The sequence below is a fragment of the Pseudoalteromonas sp. NZS71_1 genome, assembly GCF_015864305.1.
In the GTDB taxonomy this organism is placed as follows: Bacteria; Pseudomonadota; Gammaproteobacteria; order Enterobacterales; family Alteromonadaceae; genus Pseudoalteromonas; species Pseudoalteromonas arctica.
Genome location: NZ_JADYXM010000002.1, coordinates 349,611 through 364,887 on the forward strand (window position 1 = coordinate 349,611; position 15,277 = coordinate 364,887).

Consider the following 15,277-nt stretch of genomic DNA (forward strand, 5'->3'; position numbering starts at 1 on the left):
GGTAATTATTTAAATGCGTTAGCATTTTTTATGCTGTCAAAATCGTTAAAGCGCACGTTGTGTTGCGCCATTACTTTAAGTATTTTTTCACTTAGCATTTGACGTAAATAAAACGGCTGATTTGGCACAAAATGGTGGATGGTATGCGTTTTACCAAAGTTAAAACAAAACAAGTGAAACGGCATAAATAAACGACTCGTTAGTACATGAGTTTGCTCAAGCATGTTATTAACGCCGCCATAGTAATGCATGCTTGAGGTAACAAAATTAAGCGAGCTTGAGCGAATAATATTAGGAACAATGAGCACAACCATTAAAAATTCGAACACATTCATTGTACTTAACAACCAGCTAGGCGAATTTAGCGAAAGTGGTATAAATAAATCAACAATATGAAATACAATAACGCTGTATAAAACAGCAAAATACGCAGTCGCTATCGGAAATCCCGCATTAAAAACACTCGAAAAACTAAAGCCATTAATTTCTTTTCTAAAACGTTTAGTAGAAATAACTAACCCTAATAACCCATCCATAATAACTAACGCACGTAAGAATGGGTTTTTAATACCGTTGCCCACCAAGCGTTCTTCTAGGTCTTGTTGTGTGCCTGAGGTTTTGTGATGGTGTAAATGCATTTTACGTCGGTACCACGGGCTAATAGTATTTGGCCGCATTAACCATACTGTTAGCATCATAAAATTATGCATAAATGGCTGGTTACTAAAGTATTGTTTATGTATAAGGTCGTGTTCTAACTCATGGGAAATAGATGCAGCAATAGCCGCAAGTACTATGCATACCCAAGCAGGTATGATGGCTAAATAATATAAAACACCAACACCAATTAGTGCGCTAAGCGATAGCAATAAAATAATTAACCCTAAGGTATTTTGATGTGCAAGTAACGGGTGCTTTTGACGAAGTGATGCTTCCTCTGCCTTAATTGCTTTAACAATCGATTGAATGTTCTGTTTGGCACTTAATTGAGTCATGATTATTATTTATTTCAGAGTAGTCTATTAATTACTATCATACCTTAATCAAATGTATGTTAGAAATTGATAGTTAAATAGCTACCGTTGGCAGCTATTTAAAACTAAATACTACTTAGTTTTCGTATTATCAACTTCATAAATTGGATTGCCTTCAACTTCAAAGTAAGACTGTCCATAAATTAATGGGATATACCACTGAACAACTTTAACGGTAACGTTTGAAAGACCTACCGCCGAAGGTGTTTGCTCGATAGCATTATCCATGGCCTCTTTCATGTTAGATCTTCCCGTTGGAAAAATTAAAACAGTATGTTTAACATCCTTACCAATCACGCGTGTGTCATAATCAACTTTGTGATTGCTGTTTGTATGATTCATATTTTTTGTAGAGGCAACTGTAAAATCGCCAATACGGTGAGTACAACCAGATAAAGCCATTGCACCAACCAACAAACCAATTACTTTTTTCATTACTCTTCCTTTGCTTCATATTTACTACCCAACACTTGGGCGACTTCTAAATTTAGTAGCTTGATACCCAAAAATATAACTATGACCATTAATCTTAGGCATAAAAAAACCCTAACCAATTTGGTTAGGGTTATAAAAAGTGGTACCAGCGGCCGGACTCGAACCGGCACTCCTTTCGGAAGGGGATTTTGAATCCCCCATGTCTACCAATTTCATCACGCTGGCATAATTTTTCTTTAACCTTCTAAATACAAGAAGATAAAGAAAAACCACTTTAGAGCTAAGGATTATTTATGTGCCCTCGTCTCTATGCCAAGCATTATACAAACAATAGAGTTAGCGGCAAGCGTTTTATGACATTAGCGTGATCAACCGCTTAACAATTAGACAATTAGACAATTATTAACATTTGAAAGAATGCATAATTATTTGAAGCTCAGGACTAAATAAAGCCTAAATACAATGTTAAAATATGCGGACGTTTCAGGTAAATATCTTTACCTCTAATCACTATGCTTCACTACCTCTGTTTCATAATAAAAGATATATTATGTAGCGGTGAATATATAACCTTTAAAATGGATTTTATAAAATGAAAAACATAATAACTTACACTGAAAATTTAAAAGAAAATAAGTGGGGTGATTTTCACTTTGATTTAATAAAAATAAATACACTGCCTGAGTTTGAAAGTTTAGATGGCTTTGATGCTATGGATATTTTTAGCGAATCTATTTTTAAAGAAATATATAATCTAACAGCAAAGAGTACGTTAAAGTTACTCATTATTACTCCAGATACAACGTCTGAAAAAGCGTATGGTATTGCTTTTTTACAGGACAAAGAAATTTTAACCATGGAAGTAGAAGCAACGCCTCTATTTAATCAGTGGTTTAGCTCAATTAATGACGATGCCTCAACACCTAAAGTATATACGTTTACAAGTAATAGCAGCTCAAGTCGCTCACTTTTTAACAACGAAAAAGAGCTCACTCATAAAGGTATGGGAGAGTTTATTTGTAGCCAAGTTCCAAATAGCTTTATTGCTGAAAAGTTAACTAAAGAAAAAGCTGACTTTTTAACGCCTTTTATACAGCTCAATGCATCTGATAACTTTGAATTAATTGAACAGTATTTTAAAGCGTTGGTAAAACAAAATAACCTCAATGTTATTGAGCCCAAAAACAACGATGCTATTTATGCTGAATTTGAAAACGAAGCCGGCTTTGCATTCCCAGCTATAATAAAATCGTTTTTAACACTTCATAATGGTGTCGAAAATACAGCATTTATGGGCGTTCAACGTATTTTAAAAGAATGGCGAGACTGGCAGTCTATTTATAATGAATGGACTCAAGAAGAGTTATTCGACACCGATAATGAAAGTAATATAAAAACCGTACCTATGTACGTTACTCCGTATTGGGTGCCATTTTTTAATTTGGGAGGTGGTAATTTTATAGCGCTAGATTTTGCACCAAACAGCCAAGGCACAGCTGGGCAAGTAATATCATTTGGCGCGGATGAACAAAGTGCCATTTACGAAGCTAAAACATTAAGTGAGTTTCTAAAAGGCTTTATTACTGCAGATAGCTCTGAATAATTCTAATAACTAAATAACTCTAACAACTAAAGTATTTACCTTATAGCACCTCCCCTTAAATAAACGCTCTTATAGTTACTTTAAGAGCGCTTACTTAATTTATTAAACACTTAAATTACGCTCAAAGTTTACAATATCAACGCCTGCTTTTACTTTGTATAACTGCGCTAAGCGTCCGCCCGATTTAACTTTTTCATCTAGTGTTTCAAACATATCAGCAGCTTCAATGCGCCTTATAATACTTTTACGCTGAACAGGCTTGCCTATAATGGTTTCAATTACGGACTTAAATTGCCCTACGGTAAAATGCTCTGGCAAACAATAAACCGGCGCCATTGAGTACAACGCTTTTTGTTTTAAACGCGCTTTAGCTTGTTCAATAATATACTTATGATCAAAAGCCACAGGTAAATTATTTACTTCATCTATATCTATCCACTTTGCATCCTCAACCGTTTCTATATGGGTTGATACTTGCGCCTCTGCAATTAATGCAAAGTACACCAAAGTTACACTAAACCCTCTAGGATCGCGATTAATACCAGAGTATGTTTGCAACTGCTCTAAATATTGAGGCGCTACACTGGTTTTTTCTTTAAGCTTTCTAAGCGCCGTCATACTTACACTATCGTCAATATCTACATCAACAAACCCACCTGGCAAACCCCATCGACCTACAAATGGTTCACTCGCACGCTTAACCATGAGTACTTTTAGAGCATCGTTCTTAACAGTAAATAACACACTGTCGACTGTAAATAATGGGTTTTTGTATTCAGTAATATCGTAATGGTTAATCACAGCATGCTCATATTAAGTTAAGGTCTTAGTGACACAATAAATTAAACACATCTCAATTTCAACCTACAGTAAAATTACAGACAATTTATAAGTTCAGCTAGTTAGTTTAAAAAATAACTTGATTACTATAGGAACATTTGATAATTTAATTGTGTCGCTAGGACACAAACATTTAAAGGGCAAAAAATGAAAGTATTTAGCTATGACTCAACAGGAAGTAAATCGTTAGTTGATTATGAAAATTTTACTTTTTCAGGTGGTGAAGAGCATATCAGGTTTAACGCCGCTAATTTTTCAGACTCTATAAAAATAGAGATTTTTGAACGCCTAACCAATTCATCAAAAATGGTTAGATTAATGATTGCTGTCGATGCCTTAAAAAGATTAACAAATGAAAATGCGCCTATCGAACTTGTTATTCCTTATTTTCCTTATGCACGCCAAGACCGAGTATGTGTTGAAGGAGAAGCGTTAGGCGCAGCTGTTATGGCAAATTTCATTAATAGCTTAAACTTCTCAAAAGTGACTATTTGGGATGCGCATAGCGATGTATCCCCTGCTTTAATTAATAGAGTCACCAATATTGAACAAATTTCGTTACTTGCACGCTGCGAAGAGCTAAGCCAACGCTTAGCAAAAGGCGAACTAACTCTTATTTCTCCAGATGCTGGGGCGAGTAAAAAAACCATTAAAATTTCAGAAAAATTCAATGGTGTACCTGAAGTTATTCAAGCTCAAAAAGTAAGAAACTTAAAAACAGGCGAAATAGTAAAAACAGAAATTATTGGCGATGTTAAAGGTAAAAGCGTACTTATTGCTGATGATATTTGTGACGGAGGCAGAACCTTTATCGAACTAGCCAAGGTACTAAAAAGTAATGGCGCTGTTGAAATTTCTCTTTTTATAACTCATGGCATTTTTTCAAAAGGGCTTGATGTTTTTGAAGGTCTAATTGATAAAATTTACACAACAGATTCGTTTAAACCGGCTAATGAGTTTAAAAATAGTAACAACATTAGTTTACAAATAATTGAGATGTAAGGAAAACACCATGACTATTACAGCTGCAAGTATGCAAAAAGACGTTTATAAAGAATTTCATAGCCGCGCTTATCACCCTGACGTAACAGAGGTATATGCAAATTACACCTCTCGTAGTGGCAAACTAAGTAACATAGAAAATAACGATAAAGTCGCGTTTGTTGGTCTTCAATACTTTATTAAAAGTTACCTTCAAGAAGAATGGGATGAGTTTTTTAAAGTAGATAAAGCGACGGCTGTTGCTAACCATAAACGTATTATGAGCTCAATGCTTGGCTATACTGTTGATGTAAAGTACTTAGAAGATTTACATGACTTAGGTTACTTACCATTAAAAATAAAAGCATTGCCTGAGGGGACATTGGTTCCTTACTTAGTACCGCCAGTGACTATAGTGAATACAAAAGCGGGTTTTCAATGGCTCACTAATATGATTGAAACGGTATTAAGCTGTGAAAACTGGCCAATTCAGACAAGCACTACAACGGCTGTCGCTTATTTAAAAGTATTTAAAGAATTTGCAATTAAAACTGGCTTAGATATGGATTTTGTACCATTTCAAGGTCATGACTTTAGCTTTAGAGGCATGTTTGGTAAACATGCTGCAGCAATGAGTGGCTTTGGTCACTTAGCATCGGGACTTGTTGGTACCGATGTTATTACTGCGGTTTTATTTGCTGAAAAATATTACGGTGCAAATGTAGATAACGAACTTGTTGGTTGCTCAGTAGATGCAACAGAGCACTCGGTTACGTGTTCTTGGATATTGGAAGGCGAAATTGAGTTTTTTAAATACTTAATGCAAGAGCAGTCACCTAAAGGAATTTTAAGTGTTGTATCTGATACGTGGGATTTTTGGACTCTAGTAACTGATTATTTACCGCAGTTAAAAAGCGAAATAATGGCACGTGATGGCACGCTAGTTATTCGCCCCGACTCAGGGGATCCTGTTAAAATGTTAACCGGATATAATGTTTCGCCTGTATCTGATTACAGTGAGTTATTTACAACTCAAAACGAAGCTGAAGCTGAAGTTGTTAATAAAGGCTATGAAGCGTATTACTTTAACGGTCAATATTTTGGGTTTGAAGACAACAACACTATCGAACTCATGGAATGCGAAGTTAAAGGGCTTATTGAATGTCTATGGGACATATTTGGTGGTACAACAACACCTAAAGGTTACAAGTTACTTGATGAGCATATTGGTGCTATTTACGGTGATGCAATTACTTTAACGCGCCAACGCCAAATTTTACAAAGACTTATGGATAAGGGTTTTGCATCAAAAGTGGTTTTAGGTATGGGTTCATACAGCTATCAATATGTTACACGTGATACTCACGGCTCAGCAGTAAAAGCAACTAGCATAGTAAAAAATGGTAAGCGTGTTGCTATATTTAAAGACCCAAAAACTGATTCAAAGAAAAAGTCAGCTAAAGGGCTTTTAAAGGTTGAACGCGTAAACGGCGAGTTAACTTTATTTGATGACGTAACCGAGCAAGAAGAAGCACAAGGCCTATTAGAAGTTGTTTTTGAAGATGGTAAAATAACAAAAGAAACCACGCTAAATGAAATAAGAAGCTTAATAGATCAACAAATTTAAAGCTTATTCGCTCTAAACAAAAAGCCGCTGTAGCAATACAGCGGCTTTTAGTTTGGTAATAAATTTAATGAGAATACTGGTCTATAACAGATTTTGGGTATTAACTATTTACAGCCGTGTATTTGGTTTTTAGGCAAAGCAGATCCTATTTAGTGGGGTTATTCCCCATAAATAGGCGATAAAAAGGCACAAAGAGCAAACACGCGCTAATTATGCGTCTTGCTCTTGATTTGTTATATCCCCAATTCGATTATTTAACTCTTCGTCATTAACATCTTCTTTGTGTGTACCAATGATCCATATATGACCAAATGGGTCTTGTAGTGTGCCGGTCCTATCACCATAAAATTGGTCATGTACGGGTCTTATTAGTGTTGCACCAAGCTCAATTGCTTTTTTAAATACGGTATCAACATCTTCAACATAAAGCATAAGGCTTAGCGCTGTACCACCGAGTTCTTTTGGGCTTTTTAAATATTCTTCAGAACCAATATCTGAAAGCATAATATGCGAATCACCAATTATTATTTCTGCATGGGCTATTCCACCATCAGGTAAAGGCATTTGCATTACGTGTTCAGCACTAAATGCATCACAATAAAAATCTATCGCTTTTTGTGCGTCATTCATAATTAAATAAGGTGTAACTGAATGAAACCCTTTTGGTATTGCTGAGACTGCCATAATATTCTCCTTTACTTACGCGGTGATTTTTAATATTTAATTAACTAAATATGCGCTTAATTGCCCCTAAATTTAAGCTTAGCTCATACAAAAAATTGCGTTACTTTTCGAGGTTTAAACGCTTATGCCAAGCAGCAATACTTTCATCAGGGTACTCTTCAAATTGCTTGTCACCTTCATTAATGGGTGCATTTACCCAATTTGCTTTACTACCAAGCATTAAATGAGTGCGCTCTGGCGGTATGGGTAACTCACTATCTATTGCACCAGCAAAGGGGTGAACTTGCTCAGGCCAACGTGCATCGTATAACCACAAGTTAGCACTACAATGCTTACAAAAATGACGCTCTGCAGGGCTGATTTTATCGCCTATTTTTGCATGATAAATAGTTATGTGTTCACGCCCTGTAACCTCAAGCGTGCTGTATTGCGCGTTTAAATTAATAACAAACCCGCCGCTCCCTGCGGTTTTACGACATACAGAGCAATAGCATAAATTGTAAGGATAAGGGTGTTTTGAGTTGACCGTAAATACCACTTTGCCACAGTGACAAGCGCCATTAAGCTTCATAATATATCTAATTTTTATTGTTGGCTTGAACTAATACCTTAACTAGGTGAGCTAAAAAAAACCACAACAATTACATGCTGTGGTTTTTTAATTATTGAGCTTACTAACGTTTCCAGAATCTTAAATTACGTAATGTATTTATAAATTTATCGCCTGAATGTGCCTCTAAATCTATCCAACCATTATCTACTTTTCCATCAAGGCCTGCCGCTTTAAATAAAGGCTTAGCCTCATTTGTAAAGCCTATAAATTTCATATGTGCGTACGCATCACTTACAAAGTCTTTAGCTTCTGCTATGGCAGCTAGTTTTTCAGCTCCCTCTTCAGTGGTGAGTACAAGTACCGCATCGTATAAAACCGATGGACCACCATTAATAACCTGATCAGCTTTAAAGTGCTTACCTTTACTGCATTTAGCACCGCCAACTTGTGGGGCAATAATTTCAAAGTTTGCGCCTTCACTTTTAAGTGCATTGGTAACCGATTCAAAAATTTCTGCATTAAAGCCATCACTTACTAAAATACCTAATTTACGGCCTTTGAAGGTGTTGGGCGCATTTTTTAAAATGCTAAGCGCATCAGATACAGGTAAGTCTTTACGTGTTGGCATAGCAGCTTCAGCTGGCTCTGGCATTTCTTGCAAGCCAAGTCCTTCGGCAACTTTATTTGCGAGGGTTTTGTCAATATTTAACAAGTGCGATACCAAACGTTCTCGTATTGGCAAATGCTCAACTTTAGAAAGCTCGAACACGTACGCAGATTGAATATGCGCCTGCTCTACCTCTGTTTGGCTTAAATAAAACTGACGAGCTTGACTGTAATGATCGCTGAATGTTTCTGAGCGATAACGCAGTTTATCACCGCCGCTTACCTCAGGCTCGCTTGAGCTTTTAAAGCCGTGTACTGGGCATTCGCGCGGGTTGTTTTCGTCGCCGCTCCATGAGTTTGGTTCGTAATTAACACGCCCTTTTGGATTATGCATTGCCATGTGGCCATCTTGCTGAAAATGACGCATTGGACATTTAGGCGCATTGACCGGAATATGCGTAAAGTTAGGACCACCTAAACGCTTAGTTTGAGTATCTAAGTATGAAAAGTTACGACCTTGCAGTAGCGGGTCGGGTGTAAAGTCGAGCCCCGGTACAATGTTTTGAGTACAAAATGCTACTTGCTCTGTTTCTGCAAAAAAGTTGTCTACAACACGGTCAAGCACCATACGGCCAACAATTTGCACTGGTACTTGCTCTTCAGGTATAAGCTTAGTGGCATCGAATACATCAAATTCAAATTCATCAGCAAATTGCTGATCAAACACCTGTACACCTAGCTCCCACTCAGGGAAGTCGCCATTACCAATAGATTCCCACATATCTCTGCGATGAAAATCAGGGTCCGCGCCGTTTAGCTTAAGTGCTTCGTTCCATACTACAGATTGCATGCCGCCTTTTGGTTTCCAATGAAATTTAACGAATTTCTCTTCACCTTTGGCATTAATGAATTTAAAGGTATGAACGCCAAAACCTTCCATAAATCGCAATGAACGCGGAATAGCTCTATCAGACATTGCCCACATAACCATGTGCATTGACTCAGGCGATAAGCTCACAAAGTCCCAAAAGTTATCATGTGCTGTTTGCGCTTGGGGGAAACCACGATCTGGCTCGGCTTTAGCTGAATGAACTAAGTCTGGAAACTTCATCGCATCTTGAATAAAGAATACCGGTATATTGTTACCCACTAAATCCCAGTTTCCTTCTTGGGTATAAAATTTCACCGCAAAACCACGTACATCACGTGCTAAATCTGGAGACCCTTTATTACCTGCAACCGTAGAGAAACGAGTAAATACTGGGGTTTTTTCACCTTTTCGCTGAAAAATATCTGCACAGGTTAAATCTTCAAGCGTGTCGTAAGTTTCAAAATATCCGTGTGCACCATAGCCTCTAGCGTGCACTACACGCTCAGGAATGCGCTCGTGATCAAAGTGAAAGATCTTCTCGCGCATTATGTGATCTTCTAATAATCCTGGGCCACGCTTTCCAGCACGTAATGAATTTTGATCGTCACTTACAGGGCAGCCCTGCGCGGTGGTCATGGTAGGGTGTTCATCCGACGCTTTTTGATGCAATTCACCGCCATGCCCTTTATTACCTGCGTATTTAAATGATTCAGCCATGTTTAGTCCTTCATACAGTTTGATTTAATGGGTCAATAGTTTTTATGAGCTTAAAAGCTAAAAGCGACTATGCAAATGCAAAATAAAGACCAGCCATCCAACCTAGTAAAAAAGGGCTGTACAGATAACAATGTAGTATTTGAAGTGGTTTATAAAAGAAAAGGTTACACAGGTATGTAACTTTTTCACACAAAAAAAGAGCACTTAAAAGTGCTCTTAGGTTTATGCATTTTTAAATTTAATTAATCTTTATTCTCGTTAACTAAAATAACTTTACGATGTGGGAAAGGTATTTCAATGTTGTTTTCATCAAGTGCTTTTTTAATTAACTCTGGCACCGTGTAAAGAATATCGAAGTAATGCTCGCCCTTACAAAAAGGTCTTACTAAAAAGTCTACTGAGCTGTTGTTAAGAGTTTCTACTTCAACAAAAGGAGCTGGATCTTTTAGTATGTGTGGGTGCGCTGCAAGTACGGCATCTATAACTTTACGTACAGCCGTTGTATCTTCACCGTAAGCAACACCAAAATGCATATCCACACCACGAATTGGATGATGTGAATGGTTTATAATTTGCGCGCCCCAAATTTGACTATTTGGAATAATAACCTGTTGGTTATCGAACGTTTGTAAAATAGTAGTAAACATATCTACTTCTGTTACTTTACCAAAACGCCCTGCTGCCTCAATAAAGTCATTCACTTTATAAGGTCTGAAAACAAGCAACATAACGCCCGCTGCAAGGTTCGACATTGCACCTTGTAACGCCAAGCCTATAGCAAGCCCCGCAGCACCTAGCAAAGCAATAATAGAGGCTGTTTGTACACCAAAGCGATTTAACACAGCAATAATAACGAACGCTAATATGATGTAGCGAGCCATGCTGCCTAAAAAGCGAAAAAGCGTGTCATCAAGATGAGTGTATTTATGACACAAGCCAATAATTAAATTGCGTACTTTGCCTGCCAGCCATAAGCCCGCAAGTAAAATTGCAATCGCCAGTAATATGTTGGTTGCCCACGTAATTGCAGCGGGTAAATATTGATTAATATCAATGTTGTTTATTATGTCTTCCATTGTTTTTCCTGTTTTAAAAACTTTTAACTGACTTCAATCCATACTAAGCGCAATAGTTTAACAAAAAATTAACTAAAGTACGACTATAGGAGTAATTTAAAACATAAAGAAAGAGCGTTCCCTTAAAACATGTCATCGCTCACGTAAATCTTTCAACACATAATTTTGCTTTACCCCTTGGTTTATAGCTTAAATAATTAAACTTTAACTAGTTCATAAATAAAGTTAATGCCCAATATAAATCTCAGTTAACTCTTTTAATTTTCTAATTATTGCTGGCACTCATCTATAAATTTACCGATAATCTCACCTAAGCGCGCATATATTGGCGAGACAACACAATTGGATGAAATTAAAACAAAGGATTATTATGAAAAAGTACTCAATTTTACTTACAGCGGCAGCACTTACTGTACTTGCTGGTTGTTCAACATCTGTTGCAATAAGAGACTTTGAACAAAACCCTATTCCACAAACATCAACAATTACCAACAGTGAAGCTGACGTAGAAAAAGGTATTCTAAAGGCATGTATTCAGCTTGGTTGGAAGTGTACGCCTATGAGTGAAGGTAAAATAAAAGGTGTACTGGATATTCGCACACACCAATTAACTATCGATATTGCGTACGACAAAACGGAATACTCAATCAACTATAAAGACTCTATTAACTTAAACTACAACGGCAAAAAAATTCACCGCCAATATGTTAATTGGGTATCAAACCTAATACGCCATATAGATGCTGAAATGATTTAGCGGCGCGTTAACCTGCTTTACATATTATAAAAATCACTAAATATGAATAATAAAAGTGGAGAAGTTACCTATAGTTTCTCCATTTTTTAGTTGAGATTTAAACAACAACAATCACTTCAAAAAATATTAATAATTTTCAACCAGTTACAAGTCAAAAAAGCACCAAACCTAACACTATTAGTAAAAGTACTCTCCCGTATTTTCACTCTTTAATGAATGAGTGATTTTTTACTTATCCCCCTTCGTAAAAACATATTTTATATCTTGCTATAACGCAGTTTCGCTCATATAGTCAGCAAATTATCACACCTTTATTTTGAACATCTTTGTTTATGAAATCTTCTGCTCCTGCTAGTGATTTTGGTACCTTATTAGGTTATGCACCTGGTAATGTTGCTGTGTATTCATCTGATTATGATACGGCTGACGAAAGCATTTATCCTAATCGTAGCGCCTATCGTAGTTACCTTGATGGCATTTACATGGGCTATAAATGGCAATGCGTTGAATTTGCACGTCGATGGATGTATCTCAACCATAGCTATATTTTTGATGATATTGCTATGGCTTACGATATTTTTGAGCTGCGTTCAGTGCGCGATGTAAATAGCCAAAACAGATTGCCACTAAACGCGTTTAAAAATGGTGCTAAACATCACCCTCAAGTAGGTAGTTTACTTATTTGGGAGGAAGGCGGCGAGTTTGAAGAAACAGGGCATGTTGCTGTCGTTGTTGAAGTGCACGAAGATAAAATACGCCTTGCTGAGCAAAATGTAGGACATCAAATATGGCCAAAAGATCAAAGCTGGTGCCGTGAACTAAAAGCAAAAGTAACTAAAGATGGCGACTATTGGATTGAGTGCTCTTACAGCGACGCCACTATTTTAGGCTGGATGACACAAACTGATGAAACAGAATATGCTGAGCCAACGTCTGAGCTAAATACTGATTTATTTATTATAGAAGCCCATAAAGCAGTAGATACAGGCCAAGCAAACAAGTCATGGTTAAATATTGCGAATGACGATGAAGCTGCCTACGTAGAAATGATGCAAGGCCATAAACTTACATCAGTAGCTGAGGATCAACATAATTACTTTGCGATATCTCAAACGGCGCAGCAAAGCATTGAGCATGCAACAAATGAGCTGCATGGCTTATTTATGCATGCAACCGACTATGTACTGCAGCACCCTGAGTTATTAAAAAAGTTTAATTTACCCGATGTTGTGATTAATAAAATTCGCCAATCGTGGGATAACCGCTTAAACCAATTAATTACCAGTCGGTTTGACTTTGCTTTAACAGCAGCAGGTTTAAAAGTTTACGAATACAATTGCGATTCGGCATCGTGTTATATGGAGAGCGGCAAAGTTCAGGGTAAATGGGCAAAACACTTTGGTGTTAAAATAGGTGTAGATGCAGGCCAAAATTTATTTAAAGATCTCGTAAAAGCATGGCGTAAAAGTGAAGTAAAAGGTCTTGTTCATATTCTGCAAGATGATGAACCAGAAGAGCATTATCACGCATTATTTATGAAAGAAGCCATTGAAGCTGCGGGCTTTGAGTGTAAGTTAGTAATTGGCTTAAGCACACTTCGCTGGAATGAATCAGGCAACATAGTAGATGCAGATGGCGCACAACTGAGTTACGTGTGGAAAACGTGGTCGTGGGAAACCGCACTTGATCAAATTCGTGAAGAATGTGAAGCCGACCAATCATTAGGTGATAACTTTGAACCACAATTCAAAATTGGTGAAACGCCACGCTTAGTCGATGTACTGCTGCGTAAAAACGTGATGGTATTTGAACCGCTGTGGACATTGATCCCAAGTAACAAGGCTATTTTACCAATACTGTGGAGTTTATTCCCTAATCATAAATATTTACTTAATACCGCGTTTGAGCTTAACGACGAGTTATTACAAACCGGTTATGTAGTTAAACCAATAGTAGGACGTTGTGGTGCTAATATTCAACTTGTTGATGAACAGCAGCAAGTTATAGAAAAAACAATGGGGCACTTTGCCGAGCAAGACCAAATATACCAACAACTATTTGCACTGCCCAAAGTAGATGATTACTTTGTACAAATATGTAGTTTTACAGCCGCCGGAAAATACTCTGGTGGTGGCGTACGTGTTGATAAAAGCATGATCATAAACGGCCATAGCGATTGTATGGCACTGCGTATTAAATAAATAATACTAAGCCCGCAATTTTGCTGCGGGCTTAAGTTTGTGTAGACCCCCTTCCCTCTTTTAAGTTTTATAGCTATCTCAAGCGAGTTACTCCTGATAGAGTAAATTTATTAAACACCACAAACTAAGGTATTTCATGGCGAATCAATTTAATGTACTTGGCACACGTTTAAAACTATGTTGCGGTAATGGTGGCTACACACGAGAAGGATTTTGTTATGTACCAGAATCAGATCTTGGCAATCACAGTGTGTGTGCAATTATGACTGACGAGTTTTTACAATTTTCAAAATCACAAGGTAACGACTTAATAAGCCCAAACCCTCTTTACGATTTTGAAGGTTTAAAAGCCGGTGATAAATGGTGCTTGTGTGCAGTAAGATGGCTTCATGCTATTTCAGCAAACGTTGCGCCACCAGTGGTACTTGAAGCTACAAATAAAAAATCATTAGAAATAGTGCCGCTCGATGTTTTAAAAGCGCACGAATATATAGCCAAAGTTTAAATACACTTAAGCGTTATTAAATTAAAGTCTGCAGATTTTACAAATGTATGCAGGCTTTTCAAAAATTCAATCCCCCCTCCAGCCTCTAAAATCTTAAATAAAAACATAACCACATGTTTTTAAATAACTTTTAAAAACAATCAGCTTACGGCATAACAGTTGCTTCATTAAGTTTAAGTCATGCTCATAACGCAACATATTATATGAGCAACACATTACTTAATGTAGGAGAAATTATGAGTAACAATAACGAATCAAACAAAACAACTAAATTTACCGCGCCAGGTATGAGTGACGAATCAGCTCAAAAAACAATAGCTACGCTAGATAACCGCATGGTTGCATTGATAGATTTACAGCTTACTTTAAAGCATATTCACTGGAACGTAGTGGGACCTAACTTTATTGGCGTACATGAAATGATAGACCCACAAGTAGACATTGTGCGCGAAATGACAGATACAATTGCAGAGCGAATTGCGACTCTTGGTGGAGTGCCCGTTGGTACGCCAAAATCAATTGTAGATCGTCGTACATGGAACGAATACTCAGTAGGTAAAGGGTTAGTAACCGAGCATTTAGCCGCACTTGATAAAGTATACAACGGCGTTAATGGCGATCACCGCAAAGCAATTGAGACTCTTTCTGAATTAGATCCGGTGTCTGAAGATATGATCACCAGCCAACTAGCTGACCTAGAGCAATTTCAGTGGTTTATTAGAGCACATTTAGAATCATCTACAGGCGAGCTAAAAAGCTAATATATTTAATCTAAGAAAGCCCAGCA

The 15,277-nt window shown here is 37.2% G+C and carries 14 protein-coding genes and 1 tRNA gene; 7 read left to right on the forward strand and 8 right to left on the reverse strand.

The features are described 5' to 3' along the window. Nucleotides 1–5 precede the first annotated feature (5 nt). From I6F43_RS04460 to I6F43_RS04470, 3 genes are all read right to left on the reverse strand, one after another. The gene (locus I6F43_RS04460) at nt 6–995 is read right to left on the reverse strand and encodes a fatty acid desaturase (protein ID WP_165727639.1); all 990 of its coding nucleotides are present in this window, start codon (nt 993–995) and stop codon (nt 6–8) included. A 111-nt stretch (nt 996–1,106) separates the two neighbouring features. Beyond that, a complete protein-coding gene (locus I6F43_RS04465; RefSeq protein ID WP_197101207.1) occupies nt 1,107–1,469 on the reverse strand; it encodes a hypothetical protein in 363 nt (120 codons plus the stop codon). A gap of 140 nt (nt 1,470–1,609) precedes the next feature. Further along, nucleotides 1,610–1,694, reverse strand: a tRNA-Leu gene (locus I6F43_RS04470). A 367-nt stretch (nt 1,695–2,061) separates the two neighbouring features. On the opposite strand from I6F43_RS04470, the gene I6F43_RS04475 reads away from it, so the two are divergent. Next, nucleotides 2,062–3,072 carry an SMI1/KNR4 family protein gene (locus I6F43_RS04475; protein WP_197101209.1) on the forward strand — a complete coding sequence of 337 codons (1,011 nt, stop codon included), beginning with the start codon at nt 2,062–2,064 and terminating at the stop codon, nt 3,070–3,072. Between the two features lie 102 nt (nt 3,073–3,174). Here the strand turns inward: I6F43_RS04475 and I6F43_RS04480 are convergent, their stop codons facing one another. Continuing rightward, the gene (locus tag I6F43_RS04480; RefSeq protein WP_197101211.1) at nt 3,175–3,873 is read right to left on the reverse strand and encodes an NUDIX hydrolase; all 699 of its coding nucleotides are present in this window, start codon (nt 3,871–3,873) and stop codon (nt 3,175–3,177) included. A 186-nt stretch (nt 3,874–4,059) separates the two neighbouring features. Here I6F43_RS04480 and prs point away from each other — a divergent pair, with 186 nt between their 5' ends. Then, the gene (gene prs, locus I6F43_RS04485; protein WP_197101214.1) at nt 4,060–4,914 is read left to right on the forward strand and encodes a ribose-phosphate diphosphokinase; all 855 of its coding nucleotides are present in this window, start codon (nt 4,060–4,062) and stop codon (nt 4,912–4,914) included. Between the two features lie 10 nt (nt 4,915–4,924). Continuing rightward, on the forward strand, nt 4,925–6,520 hold the full coding sequence (locus tag I6F43_RS04490; RefSeq protein ID WP_197101215.1) for a nicotinate phosphoribosyltransferase: 1,596 nt from the start codon (nt 4,925–4,927) through the stop codon (nt 6,518–6,520). Between the two features lie 210 nt (nt 6,521–6,730). Here I6F43_RS04490 and I6F43_RS04495 read toward each other — a convergent pair whose 3' ends face one another. The 4 genes from I6F43_RS04495 to I6F43_RS04510 form a co-directional block, all read right to left on the reverse strand. Next, nucleotides 6,731–7,204: a VOC family protein gene (locus I6F43_RS04495; RefSeq protein WP_197101217.1), complete on the reverse strand. Its 474-nt coding sequence runs from the start codon at nt 7,202–7,204 to the stop codon at nt 6,731–6,733. A 100-nt stretch (nt 7,205–7,304) separates the two neighbouring features. Further along, entirely contained in the window at nt 7,305–7,775 is a 471-nt protein-coding gene (locus tag I6F43_RS04500; RefSeq protein WP_165741088.1) for a GFA family protein, read from the reverse strand. A 103-nt stretch (nt 7,776–7,878) separates the two neighbouring features. Next, nucleotides 7,879–9,951 (reverse strand): catalase, encoded by a 2,073-nt coding sequence (locus I6F43_RS04505; RefSeq protein WP_197101219.1) that lies wholly within the window; start codon nt 9,949–9,951, stop codon nt 7,879–7,881. Between the two features lie 242 nt (nt 9,952–10,193). Continuing rightward, nucleotides 10,194–11,027, reverse strand: coding sequence for a mechanosensitive ion channel family protein (locus tag I6F43_RS04510; RefSeq protein ID WP_165721105.1), 834 nt, complete (start codon nt 11,025–11,027; stop codon nt 10,194–10,196). Nucleotides 11,028–11,397: 370 nt separating this feature from the next. On the opposite strand from I6F43_RS04510, the gene I6F43_RS04515 reads away from it, so the two are divergent. The 4 genes from I6F43_RS04515 (at nt 11,398) to dps (ending at nt 15,251) form a co-directional block, all read left to right on the forward strand. Then, on the forward strand, nt 11,398–11,784 hold the full coding sequence (locus I6F43_RS04515; protein WP_197101220.1) for a hypothetical protein: 387 nt from the start codon (nt 11,398–11,400) through the stop codon (nt 11,782–11,784). A gap of 332 nt (nt 11,785–12,116) precedes the next feature. Then, a complete protein-coding gene (gss, locus tag I6F43_RS04520) occupies nt 12,117–13,985 on the forward strand; it encodes a bifunctional glutathionylspermidine amidase/synthase (protein ID WP_197101222.1) in 1,869 nt (622 codons plus the stop codon). Between the two features lie 136 nt (nt 13,986–14,121). After that, nucleotides 14,122–14,490 carry a DUF2237 family protein gene (locus tag I6F43_RS04525; protein ID WP_007581464.1) on the forward strand — a complete coding sequence of 123 codons (369 nt, stop codon included), beginning with the start codon at nt 14,122–14,124 and terminating at the stop codon, nt 14,488–14,490. A 236-nt stretch (nt 14,491–14,726) separates the two neighbouring features. Next, the gene (gene dps / locus I6F43_RS04530; RefSeq protein WP_010553097.1) at nt 14,727–15,251 is read left to right on the forward strand and encodes a DNA starvation/stationary phase protection protein Dps; all 525 of its coding nucleotides are present in this window, start codon (nt 14,727–14,729) and stop codon (nt 15,249–15,251) included. The last annotated feature ends 26 nt before the right edge of the window (nt 15,252–15,277 follow it).